Source organism: Methanoculleus nereidis (assembly GCF_032944295.1).
Taxonomy (GTDB): Archaea; Halobacteriota; Methanomicrobia; order Methanomicrobiales; family Methanoculleaceae; genus Methanoculleus; species Methanoculleus nereidis.
Genome location: NZ_JABFFQ010000008.1, coordinates 39,364 through 65,525, shown reverse-complemented (window position 1 = coordinate 65,525; position 26,162 = coordinate 39,364). Strand labels below are relative to the sequence as shown.

The 26,162-nt window shown below is 63.1% G+C and carries 30 protein-coding genes and 1 tRNA gene; 16 read left to right on the top strand and 15 right to left on the bottom strand.

The window, feature by feature from the left end; all coding sequences use genetic code 11:
* Nucleotides 1-221: 221 nt before the first annotated feature.
* The 6 genes from cobA to HL657_RS10180 are packed head-to-tail and all read right to left on the bottom strand — an operon-like array spanning nucleotide 222 to nucleotide 5,917.
* Nucleotides 222-965: a uroporphyrinogen-III C-methyltransferase gene (gene cobA / locus HL657_RS10205; protein WP_317296714.1), complete on the bottom strand. Its 744-nt coding sequence runs from the start codon at nucleotides 963-965 to the stop codon at nucleotides 222-224.
* On the bottom strand, nucleotides 962-1,846 hold the full coding sequence (gene hemC / locus HL657_RS10200; protein WP_317296713.1) for a hydroxymethylbilane synthase: 885 nt from the start codon (nucleotides 1,844-1,846) through the stop codon (nucleotides 962-964). The genes cobA and hemC overlap by 4 nt, the downstream gene beginning before the upstream one ends.
* Nucleotides 1,831-3,078, bottom strand: a complete 1,248-nt coding sequence (hemL, locus tag HL657_RS10195) for a glutamate-1-semialdehyde 2,1-aminomutase (protein ID WP_317296712.1) — start codon at nucleotides 3,076-3,078, stop codon at nucleotides 1,831-1,833. Before hemL ends, hemC begins: the two co-directional genes overlap by 16 nt.
* The gene (hemB, locus tag HL657_RS10190; RefSeq protein ID WP_317296711.1) at nucleotides 3,065-4,048 is read right to left on the bottom strand and encodes a porphobilinogen synthase; all 984 of its coding nucleotides are present in this window, start codon (nucleotides 4,046-4,048) and stop codon (nucleotides 3,065-3,067) included. The genes hemL and hemB overlap by 14 nt, the downstream gene beginning before the upstream one ends.
* A complete protein-coding gene (gene hemA, locus HL657_RS10185) occupies nucleotides 4,027-5,298 on the bottom strand; it encodes a glutamyl-tRNA reductase (RefSeq protein WP_317296710.1) in 1,272 nt (423 codons plus the stop codon). The genes hemB and hemA overlap by 22 nt, the downstream gene beginning before the upstream one ends.
* Entirely contained in the window at nucleotides 5,291-5,917 is a 627-nt protein-coding gene (locus HL657_RS10180) for a precorrin-2 dehydrogenase/sirohydrochlorin ferrochelatase family protein (protein WP_317296709.1), read from the bottom strand. Before HL657_RS10180 ends, hemA begins: the two co-directional genes overlap by 8 nt.
* A gap of 149 nt (nucleotides 5,918-6,066) precedes the next feature.
* Here HL657_RS10180 and HL657_RS10175 point away from each other — a divergent pair, with 149 nt between their 5' ends.
* The 3 genes from HL657_RS10175 (at nucleotide 6,067) to HL657_RS10165 (ending at nucleotide 8,464) form a co-directional block, all read left to right on the top strand.
* The gene (locus tag HL657_RS10175) at nucleotides 6,067-7,005 is read left to right on the top strand and encodes a DUF7544 domain-containing protein (protein WP_317296708.1); all 939 of its coding nucleotides are present in this window, start codon (nucleotides 6,067-6,069) and stop codon (nucleotides 7,003-7,005) included.
* 526 nt (nucleotides 7,006-7,531) lie between these two features.
* Nucleotides 7,532-8,221 (top strand): PrsW family intramembrane metalloprotease, encoded by a 690-nt coding sequence (locus HL657_RS10170; RefSeq protein WP_317296707.1) that lies wholly within the window; start codon nucleotides 7,532-7,534, stop codon nucleotides 8,219-8,221.
* Between the two features lie 171 nt (nucleotides 8,222-8,392).
* A tRNA-Gly gene (locus HL657_RS10165) sits at nucleotides 8,393-8,464 on the top strand.
* 194 nt (nucleotides 8,465-8,658) lie between these two features.
* On the opposite strand, the gene fae is transcribed toward HL657_RS10165, so the two are convergent.
* Nucleotides 8,659-9,162: a formaldehyde-activating enzyme gene (gene fae, locus HL657_RS10160; RefSeq protein ID WP_317296706.1), complete on the bottom strand. Its 504-nt coding sequence runs from the start codon at nucleotides 9,160-9,162 to the stop codon at nucleotides 8,659-8,661.
* Between the two features lie 229 nt (nucleotides 9,163-9,391).
* Complete coding sequence (locus tag HL657_RS10155) at nucleotides 9,392-9,538, bottom strand: hypothetical protein (protein ID WP_317296705.1); 147 nt, start codon at nucleotides 9,536-9,538, stop codon at nucleotides 9,392-9,394.
* Nucleotides 9,539-9,661: 123 nt separating this feature from the next.
* On the opposite strand from HL657_RS10155, the gene HL657_RS10150 reads away from it, so the two are divergent.
* Nucleotides 9,662-10,801, top strand: a complete 1,140-nt coding sequence (locus HL657_RS10150) for an inositol-3-phosphate synthase (protein ID WP_317296704.1) — start codon at nucleotides 9,662-9,664, stop codon at nucleotides 10,799-10,801.
* Nucleotides 10,802-10,812: 11 nt separating this feature from the next.
* Here HL657_RS10150 and HL657_RS10145 read toward each other — a convergent pair whose 3' ends face one another.
* The 7 genes from HL657_RS10145 to HL657_RS10115 form a co-directional block, all read right to left on the bottom strand.
* Nucleotides 10,813-11,475 carry a DUF2284 domain-containing protein gene (locus HL657_RS10145; protein WP_317296703.1) on the bottom strand — a complete coding sequence of 221 codons (663 nt, stop codon included), beginning with the start codon at nucleotides 11,473-11,475 and terminating at the stop codon, nucleotides 10,813-10,815.
* A 549-nt stretch (nucleotides 11,476-12,024) separates the two neighbouring features.
* Nucleotides 12,025-13,152 (bottom strand): helix-turn-helix domain-containing protein, encoded by a 1,128-nt coding sequence (locus HL657_RS10140; protein ID WP_317296702.1) that lies wholly within the window; start codon nucleotides 13,150-13,152, stop codon nucleotides 12,025-12,027.
* Nucleotides 13,136-14,122: a homoserine dehydrogenase gene (locus HL657_RS10135; RefSeq protein WP_317296781.1), complete on the bottom strand. Its 987-nt coding sequence runs from the start codon at nucleotides 14,120-14,122 to the stop codon at nucleotides 13,136-13,138. The genes HL657_RS10140 and HL657_RS10135 overlap by 17 nt, the downstream gene beginning before the upstream one ends.
* Entirely contained in the window at nucleotides 14,122-14,613 is a 492-nt protein-coding gene (locus HL657_RS10130; RefSeq protein ID WP_317296701.1) for an amino acid-binding protein, read from the bottom strand. The genes HL657_RS10135 and HL657_RS10130 overlap by 1 nt, the downstream gene beginning before the upstream one ends.
* 116 nt (nucleotides 14,614-14,729) lie before the next feature.
* Nucleotides 14,730-15,446: a DUF169 domain-containing protein gene (locus tag HL657_RS10125; protein WP_317296700.1), complete on the bottom strand. Its 717-nt coding sequence runs from the start codon at nucleotides 15,444-15,446 to the stop codon at nucleotides 14,730-14,732.
* Nucleotides 15,447-15,519: 73 nt separating this feature from the next.
* Entirely contained in the window at nucleotides 15,520-16,332 is an 813-nt protein-coding gene (locus HL657_RS10120; RefSeq protein ID WP_317296699.1) for an NAD(+)/NADH kinase, read from the bottom strand.
* Between the two features lie 7 nt (nucleotides 16,333-16,339).
* Nucleotides 16,340-17,116: a bifunctional fructose-bisphosphatase/inositol-phosphate phosphatase gene (locus HL657_RS10115; protein WP_317296698.1), complete on the bottom strand. Its 777-nt coding sequence runs from the start codon at nucleotides 17,114-17,116 to the stop codon at nucleotides 16,340-16,342.
* An 89-nt stretch (nucleotides 17,117-17,205) separates the two neighbouring features.
* Between HL657_RS10115 and HL657_RS10110 the strand changes: the two genes are divergently transcribed.
* The 12 genes from HL657_RS10110 to HL657_RS10055 all read left to right on the top strand — a co-directional run bounded on the left by HL657_RS10110 (nucleotide 17,206) and on the right by HL657_RS10055 (nucleotide 26,159).
* Nucleotides 17,206-17,583: a translation initiation factor IF-5A gene (locus HL657_RS10110; protein ID WP_317296697.1), complete on the top strand. Its 378-nt coding sequence runs from the start codon at nucleotides 17,206-17,208 to the stop codon at nucleotides 17,581-17,583.
* Nucleotides 17,576-18,460 (top strand): agmatinase, encoded by an 885-nt coding sequence (gene speB / locus HL657_RS10105; RefSeq protein ID WP_317296696.1) that lies wholly within the window; start codon nucleotides 17,576-17,578, stop codon nucleotides 18,458-18,460. The genes HL657_RS10110 and speB overlap by 8 nt, the downstream gene beginning before the upstream one ends.
* Before the next feature lie 591 nt (nucleotides 18,461-19,051).
* The gene (locus HL657_RS10100; RefSeq protein WP_317296695.1) at nucleotides 19,052-19,513 is read left to right on the top strand and encodes a Na+/H+ antiporter subunit E; all 462 of its coding nucleotides are present in this window, start codon (nucleotides 19,052-19,054) and stop codon (nucleotides 19,511-19,513) included.
* Nucleotides 19,506-19,769: a monovalent cation/H+ antiporter complex subunit F gene (locus HL657_RS10095; protein WP_317296780.1), complete on the top strand. Its 264-nt coding sequence runs from the start codon at nucleotides 19,506-19,508 to the stop codon at nucleotides 19,767-19,769. The genes HL657_RS10100 and HL657_RS10095 overlap by 8 nt, the downstream gene beginning before the upstream one ends.
* Nucleotides 19,757-20,071, top strand: a complete 315-nt coding sequence (mnhG, locus tag HL657_RS10090; RefSeq protein ID WP_317296694.1) for a monovalent cation/H(+) antiporter subunit G — start codon at nucleotides 19,757-19,759, stop codon at nucleotides 20,069-20,071. Before HL657_RS10095 ends, mnhG begins: the two co-directional genes overlap by 13 nt.
* Entirely contained in the window at nucleotides 20,068-20,313 is a 246-nt protein-coding gene (locus HL657_RS10085; protein ID WP_317296693.1) for a hydrogenase subunit MbhD domain-containing protein, read from the top strand. The genes mnhG and HL657_RS10085 overlap by 4 nt, the downstream gene beginning before the upstream one ends.
* On the top strand, nucleotides 20,310-20,585 hold the full coding sequence (gene mbhE / locus HL657_RS10080; protein ID WP_317296692.1) for a hydrogen gas-evolving membrane-bound hydrogenase subunit E: 276 nt from the start codon (nucleotides 20,310-20,312) through the stop codon (nucleotides 20,583-20,585). Before HL657_RS10085 ends, mbhE begins: the two co-directional genes overlap by 4 nt.
* Nucleotides 20,582-21,013: an MnhB domain-containing protein gene (locus tag HL657_RS10075; RefSeq protein WP_317296691.1), complete on the top strand. Its 432-nt coding sequence runs from the start codon at nucleotides 20,582-20,584 to the stop codon at nucleotides 21,011-21,013. The genes mbhE and HL657_RS10075 overlap by 4 nt, the downstream gene beginning before the upstream one ends.
* Nucleotides 21,010-21,387: a cation:proton antiporter subunit C gene (locus HL657_RS10070; RefSeq protein WP_317296690.1), complete on the top strand. Its 378-nt coding sequence runs from the start codon at nucleotides 21,010-21,012 to the stop codon at nucleotides 21,385-21,387. Before HL657_RS10075 ends, HL657_RS10070 begins: the two co-directional genes overlap by 4 nt.
* Nucleotides 21,384-22,877 carry a monovalent cation/H+ antiporter subunit D family protein gene (locus tag HL657_RS10065; RefSeq protein WP_317296689.1) on the top strand — a complete coding sequence of 498 codons (1,494 nt, stop codon included), beginning with the start codon at nucleotides 21,384-21,386 and terminating at the stop codon, nucleotides 22,875-22,877. The genes HL657_RS10070 and HL657_RS10065 overlap by 4 nt, the downstream gene beginning before the upstream one ends.
* A 1-nt stretch (nucleotide 22,878) precedes the next feature.
* A complete protein-coding gene (locus HL657_RS10060; RefSeq protein ID WP_317296688.1) occupies nucleotides 22,879-24,363 on the top strand; it encodes a proton-conducting transporter transmembrane domain-containing protein in 1,485 nt (494 codons plus the stop codon).
* Complete coding sequence (locus tag HL657_RS10055) at nucleotides 24,360-26,159, top strand: proton-conducting transporter transmembrane domain-containing protein (RefSeq protein WP_317296687.1); 1,800 nt, start codon at nucleotides 24,360-24,362, stop codon at nucleotides 26,157-26,159. The genes HL657_RS10060 and HL657_RS10055 overlap by 4 nt, the downstream gene beginning before the upstream one ends.
* Nucleotides 26,160-26,162 lie beyond the last annotated feature (3 nt).

The following is a 26,162-nucleotide window of genomic DNA, read 5'->3' as shown; positions in this document are numbered from 1 at the left end:
ACAGGGGAGAGGGGATGCCCCCCTCCCCGTCAGCCCCTCCCCCAATGGCGATACCCCCACGGTCCAGTGTATGGGGCTCTGTCACATTGGCAGTTCTGTGTACCGGGGTCACACATACTTCTGACGTTCAGGCTACTGCAAAACCACACAGGCCTCGAAAAGGGCAACAAGTGCAAAAAAGAGATTGCCTATATGGCACACGGGCAGAAGCAGAACCCCCCTCACTCCGACAGCCCGTCCCCATTATAGAGGTTCACGACGCCCCCGATGACGATCACCGCCGGGGGCCGGACGCCGGCGGCGCGGGCTTTATCGGCGATATCGGCGAGCGTCCCGACCGTCACACGCTGGTCGGGCCGGAGACCCCGCTCGATGATCGCGACCGGGGTCGCGGGGTCCTTGCCGTTCGCGGTGAGGGCCGCCGCAATGGCGGGGAGGTTCTTTACCCCCATCAGGATGACGAGGGTCCCCTTCAGACGGGCGAGTACTTCCCAGTCGAGGGCGGACTCTGGCTTCGTGGGGTCTTCGTGGCCGGTGATGAAGGTCGCCTGCGACGCGTATCGCCGGTGGGTAACCGGGATGCCGACCATCTCCGGGACGGCGATGGCGCTCGTCACCCCCGGCACCACCTCGACGGAGATGCCGTGCTCCCGGAGCGTCTCGACCTCCTCCCCGCCGCGGCCGAAGAGGAAGGGGTCGCCGCCTTTCAGGCGCACGACGGTCTTCCCTGCCCTGACCCGCTCGACCATCAGCGCCTCGATCTCGTCCTGTTCGAGGGTGTGGCTCCCGCCGTACTTCCCGCAGTCGATGAGTTCGGCGTCCCGCGGGAGCGTCGCGAGGATCTCCTCGCCCGGGAGCTGGTCGTAGAGGATCACGTCCGCTCCGTCGATCACCTCGCGGGCCTTCATCGTCATGAGGCCAAGTCCACCCGGGCCGGACCCCACAAGATACGCTTTTCCGGTCATGGTTTTATCCCCAGTGCCGCATAGGCCTCCCGGATCAGTCCGGCCGCCTGCACACGCAGCGCCCGCCCCCACTCCCGGGCTTCGCCAACGGTCGCGACGTGCCGCTCGATCCGCTCCCACCTTGAACCGTCGAGCGCAAGCACCTCGGCTATCAGGTCCCCGTCCCGGCAGTAGATCCCCTGCGGGGTGAAGCACCCGCCGCCGACCTCCTCCATGACGGCACGCTCGATCTCGACGTCGAGGCGGGTCGGCGCGTGGTCGAGCGGCGCGAAGGCGCCGGCGACGGCCGGGTCGTCCCGGCAGACGACTGCGATGGTCCCCTGGTTCGGGGACGGGACGAACCGGTCGGTGGGGAGGGCTTCCCCCGGCAGCGTGAGCCCGAGGCGCTCGAGGCCCGCCTCCGCGAGCACGATGGCGTCGTACTGCCCCTCGCGGAGTTTCCGTACCCGGGTGTCGACGTTCCCGCGGAGCTGCTTCACCTCAAGCGCCGGGGCGTCGCGGAGGAGCTGGGCACGGCGCCGGGTGCTCGACGACCCGATGACGGAGACCGCATCGAGGGGGCACTCGTGCACCAGGAAGTCGGCCGGCGAGTCCCGCTCGAGCACCGCAGAGCAGGTGAGCCCCGCCGGGCGGGCCGCGGGGATGTCCTTCATGCTGTGCACCGCCGCATCGATCTCGCCGCGGAGGATGGCGTCGTCGAGCGCCCGGACGAAGACTCCCTGCCCCCCGATGGCATGGAGCGGGACGCCGGTCGCGGTGTCGCCCTCGGTCGTGACCGTGATGACCTCCGCCTCGATACCCCCGTCGGCGAGGATGCCGACAACCCTGTTCGTCTGTGCAAGCGCGAGAGCGCTTCCCCGTGTGCCTATGCGAAGAGACATGATCTGTATGCATCCGCTATCTGTTCGATATCCTGTGTCGTATGCGCCGCCGAGAGGAAGTTCGTCTCGAACTGCGACGGCGGGAGGAAGATCCCGGTCTCGAGCATCGCCTTCCAGAACCGCGAGAATGCCTCTGTGTCGCACTCCTTGACCTCGCGGTAGTCTCGCGGCGGCTCGCTGCGGAAGAAGTGCTTGAAGAGCGATCCTATCCTGACGAATGTTCCCTTGCCCGCATCCGCGGCGGCCTCCCCGATCGCCCGCGTGGCCTCGTCGAGCCGCCGGTAGATCTCCGGGTGCTCGTGCAGGTGGCGAAGCGCCGCGTACCCCGCCGCGAGGCTTGCCGGGTTGCCGCTGAACGTGCCCGCCTGGTAGACGGGGCCGGCGGGGGCGACCAGTTCCATGATATCGCGCCGCCCCCCGAACGCCCCGATGGGGAGGCCGCCGCCGATGATCTTGCCGAACGTGGCGAGATCCGGCTTCACCCCGTAGAGCACTTCCGCGCCGCCGATCCCGGCCCGGTAGCCGGTGATCACCTCGTCGAGGATGAGGAGGACGTCGTAGGCGGCGGTGATCTCCCGGACGTCGGCGAGGTAGCCGTCATCGGGGAGGACCGGGCCGACGTTCCCCATGACCGGTTCGAGGATGAACGCAGCGACGTCGTCGTCTTCGGCAAGCAGCGTCTCAAGCGCCTCGGGGTCGTTGTAGGGAACCTGCCGGGTGTGCGCCACGAGGCTCGCAGGGACGCCCGCGGAGTCGGGCACCCCGAGGGTCGTCGCCCCCGACCCGGCCTTGACGAGGACCGCGTCGTGGGCGCCGTGGAACCCGCCCTCGATCTTGATGATGTCCTGCTTACCCGTGTAGCCGCGGGCGAGCCGGATCGCGGCCATCGTCGCTTCAGAGCCCGACGAGACGAAACGGACCATCTCGACCGCGGGATGGTCGCCGGTGATGACGCCCGCAAGGTCGAGCTCGAGCGGCGTCGGCGTGCCGTAAAGCCACCCCTTCTCGAGCTGGCGCTCAATCGCCTCCCGGACCGCGGGGTGGGCGTGCCCGAGGATGAGGGGGCCGTAGCCGAGGCAGCAGTCGATGAGATCGGTCCCGTCGACGGTCGTAAGGTGTGATCCCGCGGCGCGCTCCACATAGAACGGATACGGCTTGATCGCCCGGACGGGGCTGCTGACGCCGCCCGGCATCAGGGTTTGTGCGCGGGCAAAGAGGTCACTGCTCTTCATCGAGCCACCTCGCCGCGTCTTCTGCAAAGTAGGTGATGATCAGGTCGGCCCCGGCGCGCTTGATGGCGGTGAGGGTCTCGAGGGCGACGGCACGCTCGTCCAGCCACCCGCGTTCTGCGGCGGCCTTGATCATCGCGTACTCCCCGCTGACCTGGTAGGCCGCGACCGGCAGCCCGAACTCCGCGACGGCCGCGAGGATGTCGAGGTAAGCCCCCGCGGGCTTGACCATCAGGATATCCGCCCCTTCGGCCACGTCGAGCTCCGACTCCATCACCGCCTCGCGGGCGTTCCCCGGACAGATCTGGTAGGTCGTCCGGTCGCCGAAACTGAATCCCGAGTCCGCCGCGTCGCGGAACGGCCCGTAGAGAGCGCTCGCAAACTTCGAGGAGTAGGACATGATCGGGACGTCCTGGTATCCGGCGGCGTCGAGAGCCTGCCGGATCGCCCGCACCATCCCGTCGAGCATGCACGACGGCGCGACGATATCGGCGCCGCTCCGTGCGTGGGAGACGGCTATCTGCGCCATCAGTTCAAGCGAGGGGTCGTTTAGGAGGTCGGGGCCGTCGACAGTCTCCCCGACGATGCCGCAGTGGCCGTGGTCGGTGTACTCGCAGGCGCAGACGTCGGTCACGACCACCATCTCCGGCAACCGCTCCTTGATGTTCCGGACGGCCCGCTGGACGACGCCGTCCGCCGCGTAAGCTTCGGTCGCCGCGCTGTCTTTTGCGGCCGGAACCCCGAAGAGGATCACCGCCCGGATGCCGGCGTCGGAGAGAGACCGGCAATAGTCGGCGACGCCGTCCACCGGATACCGGAACTGCCCCGGCATCGAGGCGATCGGAAGCGGTGCGCTGATCGATTCGTCCACGAAGACCGGCGCGATAAAGTCGGTCTTTCGAAGTTCGGTTTCGCGGAGGAGCGGCTGGACTAGCCGCCGCCGCATCCGTCTCATTCTTCGTTCTGGAAACATGATTCTCCCCGGGTAATCGCCCTCATCAGGGCCTCTGCCGTTGCTGCATCGCCGCACTCCGCGCTCACACGGATGGCCGTCGTCACGTCTGAGAGGAGCTTTTTGGTGAGCGCACGGGTCAGGTCATCGACGACCTCCGCCGTGCGGTCGTCCTTCTGCCCCAGGCGTGCGAGCGCCCGGTCGCGTTCACGCGCCCGTATTGACTCCGCCCAGGTGTAGAGGAGAGCGAGCGTCTCGTCGGCTGCCGTCCGGCGGAGGAGCCGGACGAAGTGTTCGGCCTCCTCGTCGATGATCCCTCGTGCCCGGTCCGCCTCGTGCCTCCGGGACTCCATGGCTGCGTCGTTGACGTTTCTGAGGTCGTCGATGGTGAAGAGGTGCACGCCTTCAATCGACCGCACCCCGTCCTCAACGTCGCGGGGCTGGGCGATATCGATGAGGACCAGATGGCGGGGATGCGGGTCGAGCGGCCAGAGCCGTTCCTCCATCACCGCCCGGATATCCTCTGTCCTGATGACCGGGTGCGGTGCGGCGGTGCAGGAGATGACGACGTCGGAGAGCGTGATGTAGCGGTAGAGGTCCTTGAAATTGACCGCTCGCCCCCCGATCTTATCCGCAAGCATCACCGCACGCTCATAGGTCCTGTTGGCGACGTAGATGGCCGTGAGACCCCTGGCGGCGAGTGCCTGCGCCACCAGCACACCCATCTCTCCGCTCCCGACGACCAGGATATGCCGGTCGCGCAGGGTGCCGAGGAGGTTCTCCGCAAGCGTCACGGCCGCGGAGCCGACCGAGACCGCTCCCCGGTTGATCTGCGTCTGGCGCCGGACACGGACTCCCGCGTGCACAGCCTTCTTGATACAGAGCCCGATAGCGCTGCAGCAGGTCCCGGCCTCCTCCGTGGCCGCGAGCGCCTGTTTGAGTTGCCCGAGGATCTGGTCCTCGCCGACGATCAGGGAGTCGACGCCTGCGGCCAGTTCCAGGAGGTGGCGGGGCACAGCCTCGCCCTCGATGACCGTAAAGCCGCATCTGCCCTGCTCCTGCAGGAATCCGTCGAGGCTCCGTGCGTCGCCCTGGACCAGAACCTCGATGCGGTTGCAGGTCTGGAGCAGCAGCGCGCCCCGGAACCGCTCCCGCGCCTCGCGGAGGAACGCCGCCTCGTCGGGAAACCGAAACGCCTCGAGTGTGGCGATGTCCGCGGTGTGGTGGCTGATCCCCGCGAGCGCGAGGGGGATCATGAGCGGTTCAGGCATGCAGGCACCTCTCGATCGCCAGTTCGCGTGCCCGGCCGTAGTCGGAGGCCAGCGCCTCCCAGATAGCGTCGTCCGAGAGGATGCTCCAGAGGATGCGGGACCGCTCTGCCTGCTCCGGTTCGGTCTCCCGGAGCATCGAGCGCATCTCATCCTGGAGGTCGATCATCCGATCGAGGCCTGCGTACTCGGCCTCAAGCCTCGTGCGGAGGTAGCGGGATACGGCAGGGCTCTTGCCGCGGGTGCTGATCGCGACGAGAAAGCGGCTGCCCCGGACGACCGAAGGGATGATGACATCTCCGGGCTCGCCGGCAGCGTTGTTGAAGAGGATTCCCGCCCCGGCGCACAGTCTCCCGATACGGTCGTTGAGTTCCGGATCCGGTGTCGCGGCAACCGCGAGGAACGCACCCGCGAGGAAGTCACGGAGCGACTCGTCCGAAAGAGCCGAGAGATCGGCTTCCTGCCGCCGGATCGCGAGACCGTCGAGGTCCGGCGAGAACGAACGGCTGATCACCGTCACCTCCGCCTCATGCTCAAAGTATGCAGCCTTTCGGGCACCGACACCGCCTCCGCCGAAGATAAGCACCCTCCTGCCCGTCAGGTCAAGCATGAGAGGGATCATTCGTTCTATAGTCTGGTGAACGGACTACATTAAGGTGTTGAAAAATCGGTTTCCCCAAAAACCCGTGAGCGTACGGCGCCCGGCCGGGGACCTGAAACCGATTCGGCGAAAGAAGGTTTTAATGAGACGGAGATCATCTTGTGAGTAACATGGCTGAAGATATGTATGCATTCAGCAGGCTTGATGGTGCCTTTCAGCGCACCAAGAGCCTGCTCTGGCCAATCCAGTGGGGTATCTGGCTCCGCCTGGCCCTGATTGCGCTCTTCGTGGGAGGGGGTGTAAGTTTCCCGAACACCTCCGGGTATACCTTCGGAGAGGGCGACCTCCCCCCCGGCTTCGCGGAGTCCCTTCCCGAGATCGCGCCGCTCATTGTAGCGGCCTTCGTCGCCGTGCTTGCGATCGCTCTCATCTGGTGGATCATCGGCACGGTGCTGCAGTTCGTCTTCGTCGACATGCTGCGGACGGGGGACATCCATATCAGGCCCTTCTTCGGAGAGAGGCTTGGAAAAGGGGTGCGGCTCTTCCTCTTCCAGGTCGTCCTCACGCTGATCCTGGTCCTCGCCATGATGGCGTTCATCTTCATGCTCGTCGGTATCGGGGGGTCGGGTGTCGGCGTTGCTGCATTCATCCTGGTGTTCATTCCGTTCATCCTGATCGCAGCCCTCCTCTTCGGGATCATCTTCTTCCTGACCACCGACTTCGTCGTCCCGATCATGATCCATGAGGACTGCGGGGTCATCGAGGGCTGGCGGAGGCTTTTCGGGGTGATATCCGGCCAGTTCTGGCAGACCATCATCTACATCGTCACCAGGCTCATTCTGGGCCTCATCGCCGCGATTGTGCAGGCGGTAATCGTCATCCTCGCACTGCTGATCATCGCGATACCGTTCGTGCTCATCGGGATCGTCCTCCTCGCCGCAATCCAGGCAGGAAACTTCACGCTGCTCCTCGCGCTCCTCATCCCCTACCTCATCATCGCGATCCCGGTCGTGCTCCTGATCGCGGTGCCGTTCGTCACGTTCTTCCGGTACTACGGGCTGCTGGTGCTCGAGGGGCTCGCCCCGGAGTGCCGTCTCCTCCCCGAATAACCTTTTTTTTGGAACGGGCAGCTGAAGAGTTGGATAGTCAGCGCCGGGCACAGGCGACTGCCTGGATGCAACAGATGAGATGGCATGCTCGTGATAATACCTGATACAATGGGGCGTGGGGGCTATCGCCACGCACTGCCCGCCCCCCTGGGGGGGCGGGAGGAGCGCGAAGCGCGGGAGGTGGGGGGTCCTGATTCGCGCCTTCCGTACTCAAGATCCGTTAATCGCACCTAACGGTTCTCCTGCTTCGGTCGCACCTCCGGTCTCAAACTCCTGCCCGTAAGGCAGTTGCACTTCGCACCAGACGGTACTCAAACTCCGGCCCTTCGGCCCATCGCAATCCATTGGAACGTCGCACCCTGCGGGCCATCACATCCTGCGGACAGTCGCTTCTATCGGACAGTCGTTCCTTCCAACGCTTGAAAGCCGTGACCTTGTGTCCCTCCTCTCTCGCAGGAGGTACTACTCTGCAAACGCCACGTGACGGAAAGACTCTTCCTCTCCGAAACCATGAACCCCGATCAGCATGGTCGTCGAGCCGCTGGTGATCCTTGCCCTGGCGCTGGCTCCGGGGGTCTTCTGGGCGTGGTACTTCTACCGCAGGGATAAATACGAGCCCGAACCGGCGGCTCTGATCGTGAAGATCTTCCTCCTCGGCGTCCTCATCACGTTTCCCGTCGCCTTCGTCGAGGGGTTCTTCGGCCTCTTCATCGCATCTCCGCTGATCATGGGTGCCGTTGTCGCGCCCATCGTCGAGGAGTACGGCAAGTTTGCGGTTGTGCGCCGGTTCGCCTACCATAACACCGAGTTCAACGAACCGATGGACGGCATCGTCTACGCCGCCGCCGCTGCGCTCGGACTTGCATCGCTCGAGAACGTTCTTTACGTCTTTACGGCATACCTGACGTCGCCGGCGCTTGCCCTCGGCACGATCGCCGTCCGCGCGATCTTCTCGGTCCCGGGGCACGCGCTCTTCGCCGGTGTCTGGGGCTACGCCCTCGGCAGGGCTAAATTCGCGGCTCCCGAAGAGCGTTCAGGAATCGTCCTGCGGGGGCTCGCTCTCGGGATGGTGCTGCACGGCATCTTCAACTTCCTGCTCTTCTCCGCCGAGATCGTCGCCTACGCCATGGCCGTCTTCATCCTGGTCCTGACACCGGGGCTCTGGATTCTGGCAAACAGAAACATCAGGCGGGCGCTTGACCACGGAAGACGGTAGGTGCGCGGCGGCGGTGCGATCGGTCTCCCCCAGGGCCAACCGTTAGCCCGGAACCACCGCCCATCATGCGATCCTGCAGGGGTGGCACCGCCCGATCCGGGCCGCGCTTCGATAGGCTTATTAGCCTGAAAAACCCATGTTGTAAGGCACACAGTGCGAAAGCACAGGCGTGCGCCGATAGTGTAGTGGTTATCACTAGGCGTTGCCAACGCCTAAACCCGGGTTCGAGTCCCGGTCGGCGCATCAGGAACTCCGGTTCGACTATTTCTTCCAATTCCTTTCTGTAAGAGCATAGCGCCTTTTCCGCATCCCTCATCGGCAGCGTGATCCTTCACATGCAAAAAGAGACATCTTAAGGAGCGACGGAACGCATCGCGCCCAATCAATTCGGGGCATTCGGCTACGCCCCCACGCTCCTGCCGGTGCACGCCGGCAGTTCACGCAAAGGGATGCTTCGCGGTATCCTTCTGTGCAAGCACCTCGGCAACCGCCGGTTCACCCCTGACAGCCCGGCTGATAGCAATCTTCGTCGCCTCGTAGTTCCAGTCGTGGATCTTCTTCTTGTCCGCCGCATCCCACTCGATGAAGACCGACGCGATGATCAGCAGGGTATCGGCCTCCGTCTCCGGGATGACGCCCTCCGCAACGCTGTCCACCACGGCCTTCGCGACGGCGGCCTGCGCCGGGCCAAAGATCAGGAGAGCCTGGCTCGCGTTCTTGATGGTGACCTTGTTGACCATCAGCGTCGGGGGCTTCGCCGGAATATTCGGGGTGAGCACGGCAAGGAGCGGCGTGTGCCCCCGTGCAGGCGATGCGAGCGCCGTGACGAATGCCTGCTCCACGCTGCTCCCCTTCTTCCCGATGACCAGATCGACGTGGGCAACCTCAGGCCCTTCGCCGACGAGCGCTTCTCCGATGAGTGCATGTTCGAAATCAACCATAATCCAATACCTCCTGAATCTGGATTACGCCGGTATGACGGTGTAGGGGTAATAAAATATTGCGGAGAGTGGATCCTGCTGCGAGCGGGGACGGGAGGGGTCGGTTGACATGCTGCGGCCCAGGCTATCCGTTCGTTCGAAATAGCCTGCTCTTCGGAGCGGACTTGCCCGTATGCGGCCGCCGGAACTAACGCTGCCTCTTTCAAACCCATCACCGGCCGCGCCGGTGTTACGATTCGTCGAGGACGAACAGGCTCGCCGAACCCGAGGCATACACCCTGTCGTAGCCTTCTCCGTCGAGCGTTCGTTCCGGGAAACAGGTACGGTCGGCGGCCGGGCCGCACAGAACACCGTCGAGCCTGCAGAGATCATCCATGACCGCCGGATGCTTCCCAAACCATACCCTTATATTTCCCGCTCTATATATGACTCAAAAACGCAACCCGGAGAGGGTTGCGTTGTCTCAACCTGCACCCGGCGCACCCGCCTAAAGAGGGGTGTGTTGGGCGCGTACCGGATCTATCGGGGGGCTGTCGTGGACTCGATCAGGATTGCAATTGTGGGTATCGGGAACTGTGCCAGTTCGCTGCTTCAGGGGATCGAATACTACCGGGGGAAAAGCGAGAAGGACGCAATCGGGCTGATGCACTGGGACCTCTGCGGCTACCGACCGTCCGACATCGAGGTGGCTGCGGCGTTCGATATCGATGCCCGGAAGGTCGGAAAGGACGTTTCCGAAGCGATATTCGCCCCCCCGAACTGCACCACGGCCTTCTGCCCAAAGATGCCGAGGACTGGTGTCGCCGTCCGGATGGGGCGGGTGCTGGACGGTTTTCCCGGGCACATGCGGGGTTATCGGGAGGATTGCAGGTTCGTGCTTGCCGACGAGGAGGAGGCGTCGCGCGAGGACGTCGTCAGGACACTCGAGGATTCGGGTGCCGAGATGCTGCTCAACTACCTCCCCGTGGGCTCTGAGGAGGCTGCACGGTTCTATGCCGGCTGTGCGCTGGAGGCAGGGGTCGGCCTCATCAACAACATGCCGGTCTTCATCGCGAGCGATCCCGCCTGGGCGGTGAGGTTTCGCGAACGCGGCCTTCCGGTCATCGGCGACGACGTCAAGGCCCAGCTCGGGGCGACGATCACGCACCGGGTTCTCGCGAGCCTCTTCCGGCAGCGGGGCGTGAAACTGGACCGGACCTACCAGTTGAACACCGGCGGCAACACGGATTTTCTGAATATGCTCAACCGCGACCGCCTTGCCTCGAAGAGAACGTCGAAGACCGAAGCGGTGCAGTCGGTCCTCGAGGTGCCTCTCGACGACGATAACATCCATATCGGCCCGAGCGATTACGTCTGCTGGCAGAAGGACAACAAGGTCTGCTTTCTTAGAATGGAAGGGCGGCTTTTCGGGGACATTCCCATGCACCTCGACCTCCGCCTCTCAGTCGAGGACTCGCCCAACTCCGCGGGGATCGTCATCGACGCCATCCGGTGCTGCAGGCTCGCCCTTGATAGGGGTGTCGGCGGCCCGCTCATATCCCCGTCCGCCTACTTCATGAAGCACCCGCCGGTGCAGTTTCAGGACGACGACGCTTACCGCATGACCGAGGAGTTCATCAGGGGTGTCCGGAACGACTGAAGGCCGGGGCGTCACTCAATCAGGACGAGACCTACCGAGGTGATGTCGCCGTGCTCGATCTTGCCGTATTCGAGGTCGCGGCAGGGAACCACGTGCAGGTCCCATCCGACCTTCCGGGCGGTGGAGAAGACGTCGATCCCGGCACCTTCCATCGTCGGGCGGACGAGATCCATGTGCCGGCAGAGCCTGCGGATGCTCTCGTCGACGACCCCCTCGTGCTCCTCGGCGACGCAGTGCAGGTGCTCGCAGTAGATGCAGGGGTATCCTCCGAACCCGAACGCCTTCGGGAAATCGTCGTAGAACGCCGTCTTCTCGAGGAGGTGCACCGTCGAGTTCACCCAGAGGATGAGGTCGTGGAAAAACGGGTGGAAGTCGAGCGGTATCTCGTCGGGTTTGAGGCCGGGGTGCCCGGGGATGCCCTCGAACCGGAGAAGGAGGGCGGTGCTGTACTCGGCGAGCAATCGCTCTGTCTCGGCAGGGGTGGGGGCGTAGGGTGGACAGGACATATGTTTCCCGTAGCCCTTGCACCCGAACCGGCACTTGAACCGCACCCACTCCGCGACGACGACGTCATGGGCCGCTATCCGCCGCGCTTCCGCGCCCCGCTCCCGCGCAAGGGAGGAGAGTTTTGTAATCTCTTCTTCAAGTTCGCTTCTCACCGCGCTTCGCCTCAATGAGGGGTATCTGCCGTATCCGGGTATTTATAGGTAGCGAGGGGGGAGAGGGGGGTTACGGTGAGGTGGTGGTAGGAAGAGGAGGTGACGCTCAGGAGAGAGGCGTATCGGAGGGCACGATTGTAACAGGTGAGTGAGCCTGAACTGACGTCGGGATTACTATCGTGGTAAATAGGACAAACGGAGCGATGATATAGCCTGGTACACTGGACCATGGGGGACTACGAAAACAGTAGAAATTGTCAAAAATGCCCATACGCTGGACCTTGGGGATATCGCCATGACTGCCCCCGCCCCCCGGGGCGGGGGAGGAGGCCGAAGGCCGGGTGGGGTGGGGGCAACAGATCTCGAATTTGGAACTTGAGCACCAGGGATGCGAACTGGAGACAGGGGAGGGAGGATGCTCCCCCCTCCCCGTCAGCCCCTCCCCCAATGGCGATAGCCCATGGGAATCCGTGTCCGGGGATGTGGGGCAATGAGTTAAAGAATGGGCGCACCACTCAAAAAAATGAGCATCTCAAGAACCGAAACCGAAGACTGCACCCCCGCTCACTCCACCGGCTCCCACCCGGTGCAGACGTCACGTCCGGGGTCGAGGAGCACGTCGTGGGGGAGCCCGATGAGCGAGACCGCCGCGAGCGCCCCGATGACGCCCCGGCCGCCGTAGAGATGCGCCCCGAAGAGTCCGGCGGTCTTCTCGGCCGCTTCCCGGTCGATCACCGACTCTCTTGCGCTCCTCCCGTATGCCCGGAGCGCGCCGGGAACCCGGAAACCCTGCCGGACGGCGATGCCCCACTCCGGGGACGCCGCCTCGCCGGCGACGAACCGCACGGCGGACTCCTCGATCCGCGCCACGAGATTGGGCTCCACCGCGAGCTCGATGCAACTGCAGGAGTTCCCCGCCGTCCGGGCCTCGAGCCGGGGGTTGAGCATCGCGACGCGGTGGCCGATCGGCATGACGCCGTCGAGTTTCGCGAGGTGCTGGAGGAGAGCAAGGGCGAGGGCGAAGGTCGCGCCCTCGGTCGCGGTATCGGTGTCGTCGATCCCGACGGCGACGTAGGCGAGCGCCCGGGTGACCACCTCGCCCTCGACCACCGGCCCTTCGCGGTGGACGGTGACGCCGCAGACGCCTTCGGCAAACGACATCATATCGGTGAGCGAGTAGGCCGGACCGCCGATACACCGGATCTGCTGGCGGATGTAGCCGTCTTCGTGGGAGACGCCGACGATCCCGACCGCCGGCGCGGGATCGAGCCCGACGGCCACCTCCCGGCGCCCGAGGCCTGCCCGCTCGCGGAGCAGCGTCCCGTCCCGGCGGACAGACTGCAGGGCGCCCCCGGCACGGGCGTGATGGAACTCGCAGAACGCTGCGCACCCCCCGCTCATACACTCATGGTAGATCTCAACCTCGCCGCCGTCGATCGTGGTGAAGATCCGGCGGCAGGCGCTCTCCGGCATCACGCTGGTCGCCGCATACCGCGCTGCGTGCCGCCCCCGCTGCTCCTCCGTGAGAAGGACGCATCCCTCCTCGATGAGGCGGTTCACCCAGTCCTGGACGGTGCTCCGGGGGGTGTCGGTCGCCTCAGCGATATCGGCCACCGTAAAGTAGCCACTCTCAAGCGTCGCCTGACGCATCAGCCGCAGGTACTGTTTTCTCCGCTCAAGAACCCTGGACATGCCGCTCCCGGATATAGAGGAGGTCGCCGATCACGGCGCTGGCGGTCTCCGTGGAGCCCGCGCCCTTCCCGATGAACGTCAGGTCCCCGGCGAGGTCCGTCTCCACCGTGACCGCGTTGAGCGTTCCTTCGACGACGAGCGGGTGCGTTTTTGCGACAATCCGCGGCGAGACGCGGAGCACCCCGGCCTCCGGCACGATCTCGCCGATGAGCCGGATGGTGCAGTCCTGGTCTTCCGCAAGCCGCAGGGCTTCGGGTGTCAGGAGGGTAATCCCCGTCCTCTCCACGTCGTCGAGCGTGGTCCGCATATCGAGGATGGCGTTTGCGAGGATGACCAGCTTGATCGCCGCATCGATCCCCTCGACATCGTAGGTGGGATCGGCTTCGGCATACCCGAGTTCCCGGGCCTCGGCGAGAGCCTGCTCGTAGGTGAGGCTATCCTCGGCCATCCGGGTGAGGATGTAGTTGCAGGTGCCGTTGAAGACCCCGTAGAGCCGGGAGATGGTGTTGCCCGCAAGACCCTCCTGCATCGCATGGATGAGCGGGATCGCGCCGCAGACCGTCGCCTCGTACTTCAGGAAGACGCCGTTTGCCTCTGCAAGATCGCGGAGTTCAGGGTAGGCAAGGGCGATAGGGCCCTTGTTCGAGGTGACGACGTGTTTGCTCCGTCCGAGAGCCGCCCGTATGTAGCCCAGCGCCGGTTCGCCGTCATCCACGTTCGTCGGGGTCACCTCGACCAGGACGTCGTAATCCGCCTTCGCCACCACGTCCGCGGGGCTGACATCCGGGTTGCCGCAGAGGTCGCCGTTCCCCTTCCGGTCAAGCGCCGCGAGAAGGTCGATTCCGGCCGGGTCGATGAGCCCACTCCTTGAGTCGGCAAGGCCGGTGACGGTGAGATCGAGGTTTTTTGCAAGGATTGCCCGGGCGATCCCCCGGCCGACGGAGCCGAACCCGAGTATGACGATCCGCATCATACACCCTCCAGGGGCTCGATGATGAGGAGATCCTTCTGCTCCGCGACGCCGCGCAGGATCCTGATCGCCTTCTTCATCTCCTCGCGGGTGGTCGAACGGATGGTGATGCGGGCCGACGACGGGGAATTGATCGCGGGCATGGCAAGAGAGAGGTCCGTCACCTCGGCCGAGCCGGTCGTGTCGATCCGGTCGACCGTATCGGAGAGATCCGTGTGCATCAAATGGCCGATCGTGATCAGTGTGCATTCGTAGAGGAGCCGCTGCTCGCCGATGCGCACGACGCTGACACCCTGCTCCCGGAGCAGTTCGAGGAGTTTGGGGAGAGACCCCTCCTCGGGGAGTTCCAGCACGATCTGGACGTCCAGCGTCTCCGTAGCCGCCAGTGTCTCCCTCTGGTGGATAACCGCGATGATATTTCCCCCGACGGCCGAGATCGGCTGGAGGGCTGCGACCAGCTGTCCGGGCTGATCCCTCATCTCGAGCTTCATGGATACCTGCAAAAAACCACCTGTTGAATAGTTGACCTGCCGGGGTGATAAGCCTTGTACCCCGGAACAGTCCCTCGACGGGGGTGTGCCGAAAAAAAATAGAGCGGGATGCTTTATTACTTCACCGACCCGGGTGCAGCGGTGACGATCGGGAGCGCCCGGGCAAACTCGGGAAGGAGCTCGGCGGGGATGCCCATAACGAGTTCGTTGTCCTCGATCCCCGAGAACCGGCGCGAACCGTCGCACCCGAGCGAGTAGTTGACGTTGCCGGTGAGGTAGGGCAGCGCGGTCGCGTCCGCACAGACCGACTGGATCCCCGCCATCGTGGACTCGATCCGCCCTCCGAGCAGGTAGAGCGTCGTCTGCGCGAGTTTCAGCATCGCCCGGGGTTCGGCAACAATGACGATGACGTGCGGGTCGAACGGCGTCTTCTCGAGCGGCGCATAGACCGTCGCATACGTCTCGAGTTCCGGGACGTGCGGCACCTGCCGGATGGTCCGCATGCAGGCGGCCCAGCTCTCGAACTTGCCGAGTTTGTAGTAGAACTCTCCTGAGCGGAGGCTCGGCGTGAGTTCTTTCAGCCCGAGGGCCCAGGCGCCCCCCATACAGACGTGTTTGTCAGCGGTCGCGTAGAAGATCTCGCCGTTCAGTCGCGCCCTGCTGATCATCTGGCAGTGGCGGACCGTCTCGTCGATCGGCCCGACCCCTTCGGGAATGCCGTCGGGGTTCTTTGCGAGTTTGACTGCGACCGGTGAGCCCCGCAGGTCGAGGGCGGTCTTGAGCGTCTCCGCGATCTCCGCGTAGGGGATCTCCGTGCGCATCTGGTCTTCCATAATCGTGCTCACTCCTCTGTTGAGATAATCCCCTTGGGCACTCATAAAATCTCTGTTCGGGATATCGGCAGGGTCAGAGGTTACGCAGTTTATGGTTCACCTTCTCAAAGAAGGGTTTGTCCGTATGTACGAAAAGGGCAGGCTGATCCGATCGTCTAACCGTTATAGTGGCCTCTTTTTCGAGTTCGAACGAACTCTGCCCATCGATGACGAGGTGAGCAGGTTTTTCGGTTTCAAGGGTGATCTCGAGGCTCCTCCAGGTGCTGATGAGGTGTGGACGGGACGAGAGCATGTAAGGCGCAAGCGGTACGAGGAGAAATCCTTCGATCTGCGGATCGACGATCGGCCCTCCTGCGCTCATGGCATAGGCGGTCGACCCGGTCGGGGTCGATATGAGCAGGCCGTCGGCGCGGAACCGCTCTGCGGGCGTCCCGTCGACATAGATGCCGAATCGGAGCATTTTCGCCGGCCGATCGGTGACGACGAGCCCCTCGTTGAGGGCATCACCAATCCGTTTCCCGCCGGCGGAGAGGCTGACCCGCATCCGGCGCTCGACACAGAACCCTTCCGTGTGGGCGGCGAAGAACGCGCGCGCTTCGTCGGGTTCCAGGTCCGCGAGGAATCCCACCTCGCCCCAGTTGATCCCGAGAACCGGGACCTGTTTCTTCATCCGGTGAACAGTGAGGAGAACCGAACCGTCACCGCCGATGACCACGACCAGATCGCCGTCGATCTTCTCAAACGGGATACCTTCTTTTCCGAGGCAGCCTGCCGTACTCTCTTCGAAGGCGGTCTCGTGCCCGAGGCCTTCGAGTTCCCGGGCGAGCGACGCGGTGTAGCGGAGCGCGTCCGCATCGTCAATGCGTGATACCAGGACAATCTTCATATGCGGTTCACCTCAGGTACTCGATGACCTTGTTGTGCACGATGCCGTTCGTGGCGACAAGGCTCCGCCCGACGGAGACTTCATCAGGGAATATAAGGGCGTTCCCCTCGAGATCGGAGACTGTGCCACCGGCCTCTTCGCAGATCAGCATTCCCGCCGCCGCGTCGGTGACGCGAAGCGTCCCCCGCACGTCGACAAAGCCGTCGATACGACCGCACCCGACGTAGCAGAGCTCGAGCGCCGATGCACCGAGGAGGCGCCACCGCCGGATCTTCCTGCCGATCATCTGGACCCGGGTCGGGTCGAACTTCCGGCCGTAGACACTCATGGCGCTCTCCTCGAGGAGCGATATCCCCGAGACGCGGATAGGATGCCCGCCGAGGCAGGCGCCGCGTCCCCGGACGGCGTGGAACGTCTCGCCTGTGGCGAGGTTCTGAACGTACCCCATCTGCACGACCCCCTCTTCTGCATACGCGATGGAGAGGGCGTAGAACGGTATCCCGACCACGGCGTTGTAGGTGCCGTCGACCGGGTCGAGGAAGATGGTTCCTTTCTCCCCGCCCATCTCGGCGCACCCGAGTTCTTCACTGATCAGGCGCCGGCAGAACGGGTGGCGCGTGAAGTGGTCGACGATGATATCCTCTGCAACCTGGTCGATCTTTTTGGTGGGCGTGCCGTCCGCGCCCATCTTTACGTACGCCCCCGCCTCTGGCGTGCCGACCATGCCGGCTATTGCATCGCGTACCGCCCCCGCCACGTCCTCACACGCCCGGATGAACTCCATCAACTCTCCTCATCCCGTCCCTTATTCTACGGTGTATTTATGTACTGTAATCCAGATACATTAATCACGCGTTTACCGAGTGAGACAATATGAAGGAACAGACAGAAGTTGGGAAACTGAAAGAGGGACGTTACGTCGTCGTAGATGATGAACCGTGCAGGATTGTCTCCATCGCTACCTCCAAACCCGGGAAGCACGGAGCGGCAAAGTCCCGGATCGACTGTGTCGGCATCTTCGACGGCGTCAAGCGCTCGATCGTCCAGCCGGTCTCGGCGAAGACCTACGTGCCCATAGTGGAGCGGAAGATGGCCCAGGTCATCTCGATCGCCGGCACGACCGTCCAGCTCATGGACGTCAAGGACTTTGAGATGTTCGAGCTCAACGTGACCGAAGAGCAGGTCGCCAGCCTTGAGCCAGGTAAGGAGATTCCGTATATATCATCCCTGGGCAAGAAGAAACTTGAGTGACCTTTTCTGGCTTACGAAAACGGGCATGCACGAGCTCGCCCATCTCCATTTTGCGGATGCGGATGCTTCGTATGAGGATGCCCGCTACGCCGTCTTCGGCGTGCCCTACGACGGTACGACGTCGTTTCGGCCGGGGACGCGCTTTGGGCCCCGGGCGATCCGGGAGGTCTCGTTCAACTTCGAGTCCTACGATCCTGCGACCAAAATAGACTTTTCTGAAGTCCCGATCACGGATCTCGGCGACCTTGCGGTCTCCCGGCTGCCGGAGGATCTCGTGGGTCAGGTGGCCGATGTCGCGGGGGATATCGTCCGCGACAACAAGGTGCCGGTGATACTCGGCGGCGAGCACACCGCGACTGTCGGCGCGGTCCGGGCCGTCCGGCCGGATGTCTACATCGTCTGCGACGCTCACCTGGATCTCCGGGACGAACTCGACGGGACGCCTTACAGCCACGGGTGCGTCACCCGGCGCGTCCTTGAAGCGGTCGAGGACGTCGTCGTCATTGGCGCCCGGAGCGGCGATCGCGAGCAGTTCGAGATTGCGGCGGAGAGGACGCACCTCTACACCGCCGATACGGTGCGGGAACGGGGGATCGGCGCCGTCCTCCGGGAGGTCCGGGAGCACGTTGCGGGGAGGAGGATCTACCTCTCGATCGACGCAGATGCGATCGACTGCTGCCTCACCCCCGGCCTCGGGACGCCCGAGCCGTTCGGGATGACCCCGCTCGATATCCGGGAGGTCGTGCGGGCCCTTGCACCGTACGCCGTGGGGTTCGACTACGTGGAGGTCGCACCGTTCGATTCAGGGCAGACAGCGGCGGTGGCGGCGCAGATGGTGCGGGAGTTTATTGCCCGGCATTGGGTTGCCGGGCGGTGACGGGCCCGGGCTCTTTTTTCTGGCGCTCGGTGTTACTGCCGGTTCATTTGACACTCTCCCACGGCTAAAGCCGGGGGCTTTCTTGAACCCCGGATCTGTAACCCCGGGTCCGGGAGGAGAGGGGTTTATTCGGGTGAAAGCGCCCGTTCCCGGCCCCGTCACCGAGTTTCCAGGAATTTTACCTCCCGGAACCTGTGAATCTACCTCGCCGGCCGGAGGGGTACGCTCGACGGACAAACTACGCGCCACCGTATCCTGTACCGAAACGACCGTGTCTCAAATCTCTGCAGAGATGGGGAGGTTAACGGAATTTCCACGTTCATGCAGCATACACGGCAAAATGTCACCCCGGTGTGCCCAGAGAAACAGAATATCCTCCCTCTTTGCGGGTATTTTAGATACGCGCTCACAGGTTCCGGATGGAGTATTCGGGGAGATAATTGTGATTCCGATGCTGCAGCATCTCGAGGCGCAGATTTATAGGTTATCTGCTCCAAGTTAGAGTATACTACCGTGCAGAGAGGGGATGCGTTGTCTTCAGGTAATAAAGGGCCGTCGGTATCTCAATATATTCTCGTATTCGCGATACTGATGGTTTTCTGGTATATGCTTTCAGGACATCCCGAGCCGTTCTACATCGGTGCCGGGATCATATGTTGCGGTATCATTACGCTTGTCTCTGGAGATCTCATCTTCAGATCCAGGACGAGCGTCTTTCGATCCGCACGGACGTTTGCCAGGTTCGTCCTCTATATTCCCAGACTGATGGTGGCTATCCTCTACGCCAACATCGATGTTGCATACCGGATCCTTCACCCGAAGATGCCGATCGATCCCGGGCTCCTCACTATCGAGACATCGTTTCGAAACGATGTCCTGAGAACGTCGTTTGCGAACGCGATGACCCTGACTCCCGGGACGGTGACGGTCGACGTCACCGGCGGAACATTCACCGTGCATGCCCTCGTGCGGGAGATGGCGGAAGAAGAACTCCTCGAAAAGAGGGACATTCAGAACAGTCTGGCACGGATCTTTGGTGAGAGCGATGATTGATGTCTTCTACGCCAGCGTGGTCGTGCTGATCCTGACGGTCTCCCTCTGCCTGTACCGGGTACTCGTAGGGCCCGGGGTGGAGAACCGCCTGATTGCCGTGAACACCGTCGGGACAAAGACGATCATCCTGCTGGTTCTCATCGGCCTCATCCTTGAGCGGCCGATCTTTCTGGACATTGCGATCGTCTATGCGATGATCAACTTCATCGCGACGCTTGCGATCGCCAAGTACCTCGGGAGGGGATGCGTCTGCTGAATACGCTGGCTCTGGCCTTCATCGCGATCGGCCTCTTCTTCATGGTCGTCGGTGCCATCGGCCTTGTCAGGCTGCCCGACTTTTATACCCGCGCCCATGCAAGCGGCAAGTGCGACACCCTCGGAGAGGGGATGATGCTCGTCGGGTTCATCCTGTACGAGGGGCCGGGCCTGGTTGCGGTGAAACTTCTGCTCCTCGTGATCTTCATCTACATCACGTCGCCGACGGCGGTCCACGCCCTCGTGCACTTTGCCCGGGCTCGCGGGGTCGAACCGTGGAAGAAGGGGGATGCACGCCGATGATCTGGGAACTTGACTTCGCCCTCCTCCTGTTTATGATATTCTGCGCCATCGCGGCGATCACGGTCCGCGACCTCCTCCACGCAACGATCATACTTGCTGCCTACTCGTTGTTCATGACGGTGCTCTGGTCGGTGATGAATGCCGTCGACGTCGCCTTCACCGAAGCGGCGGTAGGGGCCGGGATAACCACCGTCCTCTTTATTGCGGCCATAGCACGAACCGAAAGGAGATCATCAGATTGAAGGTAAAAGCTCTGCTTGCGGTTCTTTTCATCGGCATCATCCTCTTCTGGACGGTCGAGGATATGCCGGCGTTCGGCGACCCGGAAGCTCCGGCCACCCAATACCTCGGGATACTGTACATCGAATCGGCCCTTCCGGATATCGGGATCGAGAACATCGTCACCGCAATACTTGCCAGCTACCGTGGATTCGATACGCTCGGGGAGGTCGTGGTGATCTTCACCGCGGGGATATCGGTCACCCTCCTGCTCAGACGGGGAGGTCGGCTATGAGAGAGAACGTCGTCATCAGGACCGTCTCCCGGCTGGCGGTGCCGTTCATCCAGGTCTTTGCACTCTATGTCATCGTACACGGCGCACTGGGTGCGGGCGGGGGATTCCAGGGTGGAGTGGTCTTCGCCTCGTCGTTCATCCTGATGATCGTCGCCTTCGGCCTTGCCAGCGTCAGAAAGCGGCTCAGCAACAAATGGATCGTGGTGTACTCGGTTCTCGGGATCACCATCTACGCCGGCATCGGGCTCCTCTGCCTCTTCATGGGGGGCAACTACCTGGAGTACGGGGTAATCGAGGCGATCCTCGGTATACCGCACCTTCACGGCTACCTCCTCGATGCAGTCGAGATCGGGATCGGGATCACCGTGATGGCGGTGATGACGTCAATCCTCTGCGATATGGCCGATAAAGGGGGCGAATCTTCATGATAGAGGCGTTCTACGAGCTTTTCCTCTCGCGGTACAACTACTGGATGGCAATCATCCTGATGCTGATCGGGCTCTACGCATTGATCGCGAAGCAGAACCTGGTGAAGAAACTCATCGGACTCAATATCTTCCAGACTGCGATATTCCTCTTCTACATCTCGTTTGCCGAGGTGCAGGGAGGCACCGCGCCGATCTACCTGCCCGAAGGGGTGGACGCCCTCTACGTCAACCCGCTTCCGCACGTGCTCATACTGACCGCGATCGTCGTCGGGGTGAGCGTGACCGCGGTCGGGCTTTCGCTCATCGTCCGGATCTATGAAGAGTACGGTGTCATCGATGAGGACGACCTGATGCAGGTGGTGAGGGGCCGATGATCGACCATCTTCCGGTCCTTCTGATTGCCGTCCCGATCCTTTCGGCGCTCCTGATACTCCTGGCCGGGTGGTATGACCGGAGGTTCTGCTACCCCATATCGCTCATAACGATCCTTCTCCAGTTCGGAGCCGCGATCGCCATCCTGCTTGAGGTGATGCGGGAAGGGACGATCCGGTACCATCTCGGCGGATGGGCGCCGCCGCTCGGGATCGAGCTTGTCATCGACAGTTTCAACGGCTTCATCCTGGCGGTCATCCTCTTCCTGTCCGCGGCGACGGTGGTCTATGCCCGAAGGAGCGTTGAAAAGGAGATAGACCCGGAGAAGAGGATCTCATTTTACGTACTCTTCCAGCTCCTCGTAACCGGCCTTGTCGGCATGACGATCACGGGCGACATCTTCAACCTCTATGTCTTCCTCGAGATATCGTCGATCGCCACGTACACCCTGATCGCCTCAGCCCGAAGACCGCGCTCGTACGTGGCAAGTTTCAACTACCTCGTTCTCGGGTCCATTGCGGCAGGGTTCATCCTTCTCGGTATCGGGAACCTCTACGTCGCGACCGGGACGCTGAATATGGCGGACCTCGCGCTCCTGCTCCCTGCATCTTACGGTCTTGCAACGGTTCATACCGCGTTCCTCTTCCTGCTCATCGGGTTCTCCATCAAGGTTGCGTTCTTCCCGCTTCACCTCTGGCTGCCCGACGCGTATACGGAAGCGCCCTCTGCAGTGACAGTGCTCATCTCGACCGTGATGGCAAAGGTGAGCGTCTACGCGCTGTTCCGGATCGTCTTCACGGTCTTCACGACGGCATACGTCATCGACACCTTCGCGGTGACCGGGTTCATTCTCTTCATCGCGACGGTTGCGATCATTGCCGGGGCGGTGCTGGCCATCGCACAGAACGATCTCAAGCGGATGCTCGCGTACTCGAGCATCAGCCAGATCGGCTACATCATGTTCGCGCTCGGCGTTGCCAACCAGCTCGCGCTGGAAGGCGGCCTCCTGCACATCCTCGGCCACGCCGTGATGAAAGGCTGCCTCTTCATGGTCGCAGGGCTGATCATCTACCGGATGGGAACGTCGCAGCTCTCCGACCTCAAAGGCGTTGCGAAGACGATGCCGATCTCCTGCGCCGCGTTCGCCCTTGCCGGAGCGTCGATGATCGGCATCCCCCCCACGATCGGGTTCATGAGCAAATATTACCTCGTCCTCGGGGCGTTCGAAGCGGGCCAGTGGATCTATGCAGCCGTCCTCCTGGTCGGTTCGCTCCTTGCGGCCGGGTACATCTGGCGGTTCATCGAGATCGCCTACTTCGGAGACCATCACCACAGCGAAGACCGCCGCCCGGCCCCGGCACGCGAAGGCCCCGTCTCGATGCTCGTCCCGATGGTCGCCCTTGCCCTCCTCTGCCTCTTCCTCGGCGTCTTCGTCGAGGTCGTGATGGAGGCTGTCAGGCCCGCGGCGATGCTCCTTTTAGGAGGTGCCTGATATGGACGCAGGTCTGCTTCCGGCAGTAACCATAGCCATCCCGCTCCTGGCGGCGGTGCTGATCCCGATCGTCGGAAAGCACGAGAATATACGGGAAGGGGTCACGATAACGGCCGCGGTGACGATGCTCGGCTCCGTTCTTGCGATGCTCCCCCCGATCCTCTCCGGCAGCCGGATCACGATTCCGCTCCTCCCGATGGTTCCGGGCGGGGACCTTGCCCTGCGGGTGGATGCCTTCGGGATGGTCTTTGCCCTCACGGCCGCCGTTCTCTGGCTCCTGAACTCCTTCTACGCGATAGGCTACATGCGATCGCTGCAGGAGCACGCGCAGACGAGGTTCTTCTTCTGCTTTGCCGTTGCAATCGCTGCTGCGGTAGGGATAGCCTTCTCGGAGAACCTCCTGACGCTCTTTGTCTTCTACGAGATCCTGACGATCATCACCTACCCGCTCGTCGTCCATGTCGAGACGCCGGCGGCGATGAAGGCGGGGAGGAAGTACCTTGCGTACCTCCTCATCGGGGGAATCTTCCTCCTTGCCGCGGTCATCCTGACCTATATCCTCACAGGGACAACCGTGTTTGTTCCCGGCGGGTTCCTCGCGGGATCGGGTTCCGCGCTCATCCTGCAGGTCCTCTTCCTCCTCTTCATGGTCGGGTTCGTGAAGGCAGCGTGGATGCCCCTCCATGGCTGGCTCCCTGCGGCGATGGTCGCCCCGACGCCGGTAAGCGCGTTCCTCCATGCGGTCGCCGTCGTCACGGCGGGTGTCTTCGGGATCGTGCGGGTCGCCGGGTGGGTTTACGGCATGGACCTGATGGCGTCGCTCGGCCTCGGCATCTTCCTTGCCGTGATCGCCTCGTTTACGATCGTAACCGCGTCCCTCTTCGCCCTGACCGAGGACAATCTCAAGCGGAGGCTTGCCTACTCGACTGTGAGCCAGCTCTCCTACATCCTGCTCGGCGTCTCCATGCTCTCGATCGCCGGGATGACCGCGGCGATGGCGCATATCCCGATTCACGCGTTCCTCAAGATCACGCTCTTCTTTGTTGCAGGAGCGGTCATCGTCTCCGCCGGGAAAGAGTGCATCTCCGAGATGAAGGGCATCGGCAGAAAGATGCCGGTGACAGCCCTCATGTTCTCTGCGGCCGCACTCGGGATCTGCGGTCTGCCCCCGCTTGCGGGTATCATCAGTAAGATCTACCTCGCGCTCGGGGCGTTCGAGGGGGGCATGCCGATCCTCCTGCTGGTGATCATCGCGAGCACCGTCCTGAACGCCGCATACTTCCTCCCGATCATCCACACGATGCTGCTGCAGCGGCCGGACGACGAGCGGTCGCTCGACTCCGTCACCGAGCCGCCTCTTGTGATGCTCATCCCGATCGTCCTGACGGTGGCGGTATCGGTCTGGATCTTCCTCTCTCCGTCGATGCCGTTTATGGACCTGGTTGATATTGCAATTGCAGAGATTACAGGATCGGTGATCCCATGATCGAGATACCTCCGGCGTTCGTCTATCTCCTCGGCCTCCTCCTTCTCCCCGTCCTTACCGGCGGGGCCAGGAAGGTATGGGCACTGGTTGTCGGTGCTGCAGGCCTTCTCCTGGCCGTCTCGCTCCCGTCCGCAGCACCGGACCTGGCGTTTGGGTTCATCCCCGGTATCGAGACGGTTCTCCTGACGGTCGATCCCATGCGGCACCTCTCAGGCAGCATCTTTGCCGTCTCGGGACTCATCACTCTCACCTATGCCGCGTACCGGGATCTTCCGGCAGCGGAGACGATCGGCATCCTCGCGTCGATCGGGGCGGCGATGGGGATCGTCTATGCAGGCGATCTCATCACGGTCTTTGTCTTCTGGGAGCTCCTCGCCCTTGCATCGCTCGCGGTCATCTGGTTTTCCAGAGCGCCCGGATCGGCCGGCGCAGGTTACCGCTACCTCCTCTTCCATATCTTCGGAGGTGCCTGCCTGCTTGGCGGGATCGCCTGCACGATAGTGGCAACAGGGAGCGCCGCGGTCGGCCCGGTGGCGGACGGAGCCGGTCTCCTCTTCATGCTGGTCGGGATCGGCGTGAACGCCGCGTTCATCCCCCTCCATACCTGGGTGCCGGACGCCTACCCGAGGGCGTCCGTCGTCGGGTCGGTCGCCCTCTCCATCTTCACGACGAAAGCCGCGGTCTTCCTCCTCGCCGCAATAGGGGGGTGGGGGGTTACGGTTGCATACATGGGCGGAGCGATGGCGCTGTATGGTGCCGTCTTTGCGCTGATGCAGGACGATATCCGCCGGCTCCTCGCCTACTCGATCATCAGCCAGGTGGGTTACATGGTCGCGGCCATCGGGACCGGTTCGGTTGCCGGGGTCGATGCGGGGCTCGCCCATATGGTCAACGACATCCTCTTCAAGTCGCTCCTCTTCATGGCGGCGGGCGCGGTCATCCTCAGGACGGGGCTGCATCGCCTCTCGGATCTCGGGGGCCTTCTCAGGACGATGCCCGCGACCACCCTCTGTGCGGTCATCGGCGGTCTCGCGCTTGCGGGATTGCCGGGCCTGAACGGTGCGGTCAGCAAAGGGATGGCGATCGAGGCGGCGGGCGTGGTCCCCTACCTCTCCCCCCTCCTCCTGGTATCGGCCGTAGTGACCGTTATCTACGTCTTCCGGTTCCTCTACCTCGGTTTCTTCCGGCCGGCCGCCGGAACGCAGGAAGGCCTCCTCCCGAAGGATCCGCCGGTCCCGATGCTGGTTGCCATGGGCGCTACCGCCCTCCTCTGCCTTGCAATCGGGCTCTTCCCGCACCTCCTGACGGATCTCCTGCCCGGCGGGACCGCCGCCCACGCATTCGCCCCGGCGCACCTGCTGGAGTCGGCGGGCATCTTCGCTGCGGCAGGAGCCCTCCTGCTCCTGGTGCATCCCCTCAGGCGCCCCTGGACCGGGGTCGAAACCGACATCGACGCTCTCTATATCCGGGCCGGGCATGGGATCGTCTGGTTCTCGTCACATCCGCTCGTACATGCCGCGGATGCGATAGGATGCGTGATCGGGCGCGTGGTGGGGCGGTTCAAACATGTTTCGGCAAACCCGGCGGTCGCCCTTCAGATCGCAGGCAAAACCGTCGCTCTGCCGTTTGTGCGGGCATTTTCCGGTTCGGAAGAGTCACGGGCGTATGAAAAGGAGCTCATGTTCTTAAAAGATCACTATCCGGACGTTCAGACGACCATCTGGGGCGGCGGATACGGGCTCATCTTCATCAGCATCGTTGCGTTCCTGTACTTCATCTTCGATATAACGAGGTAGGGG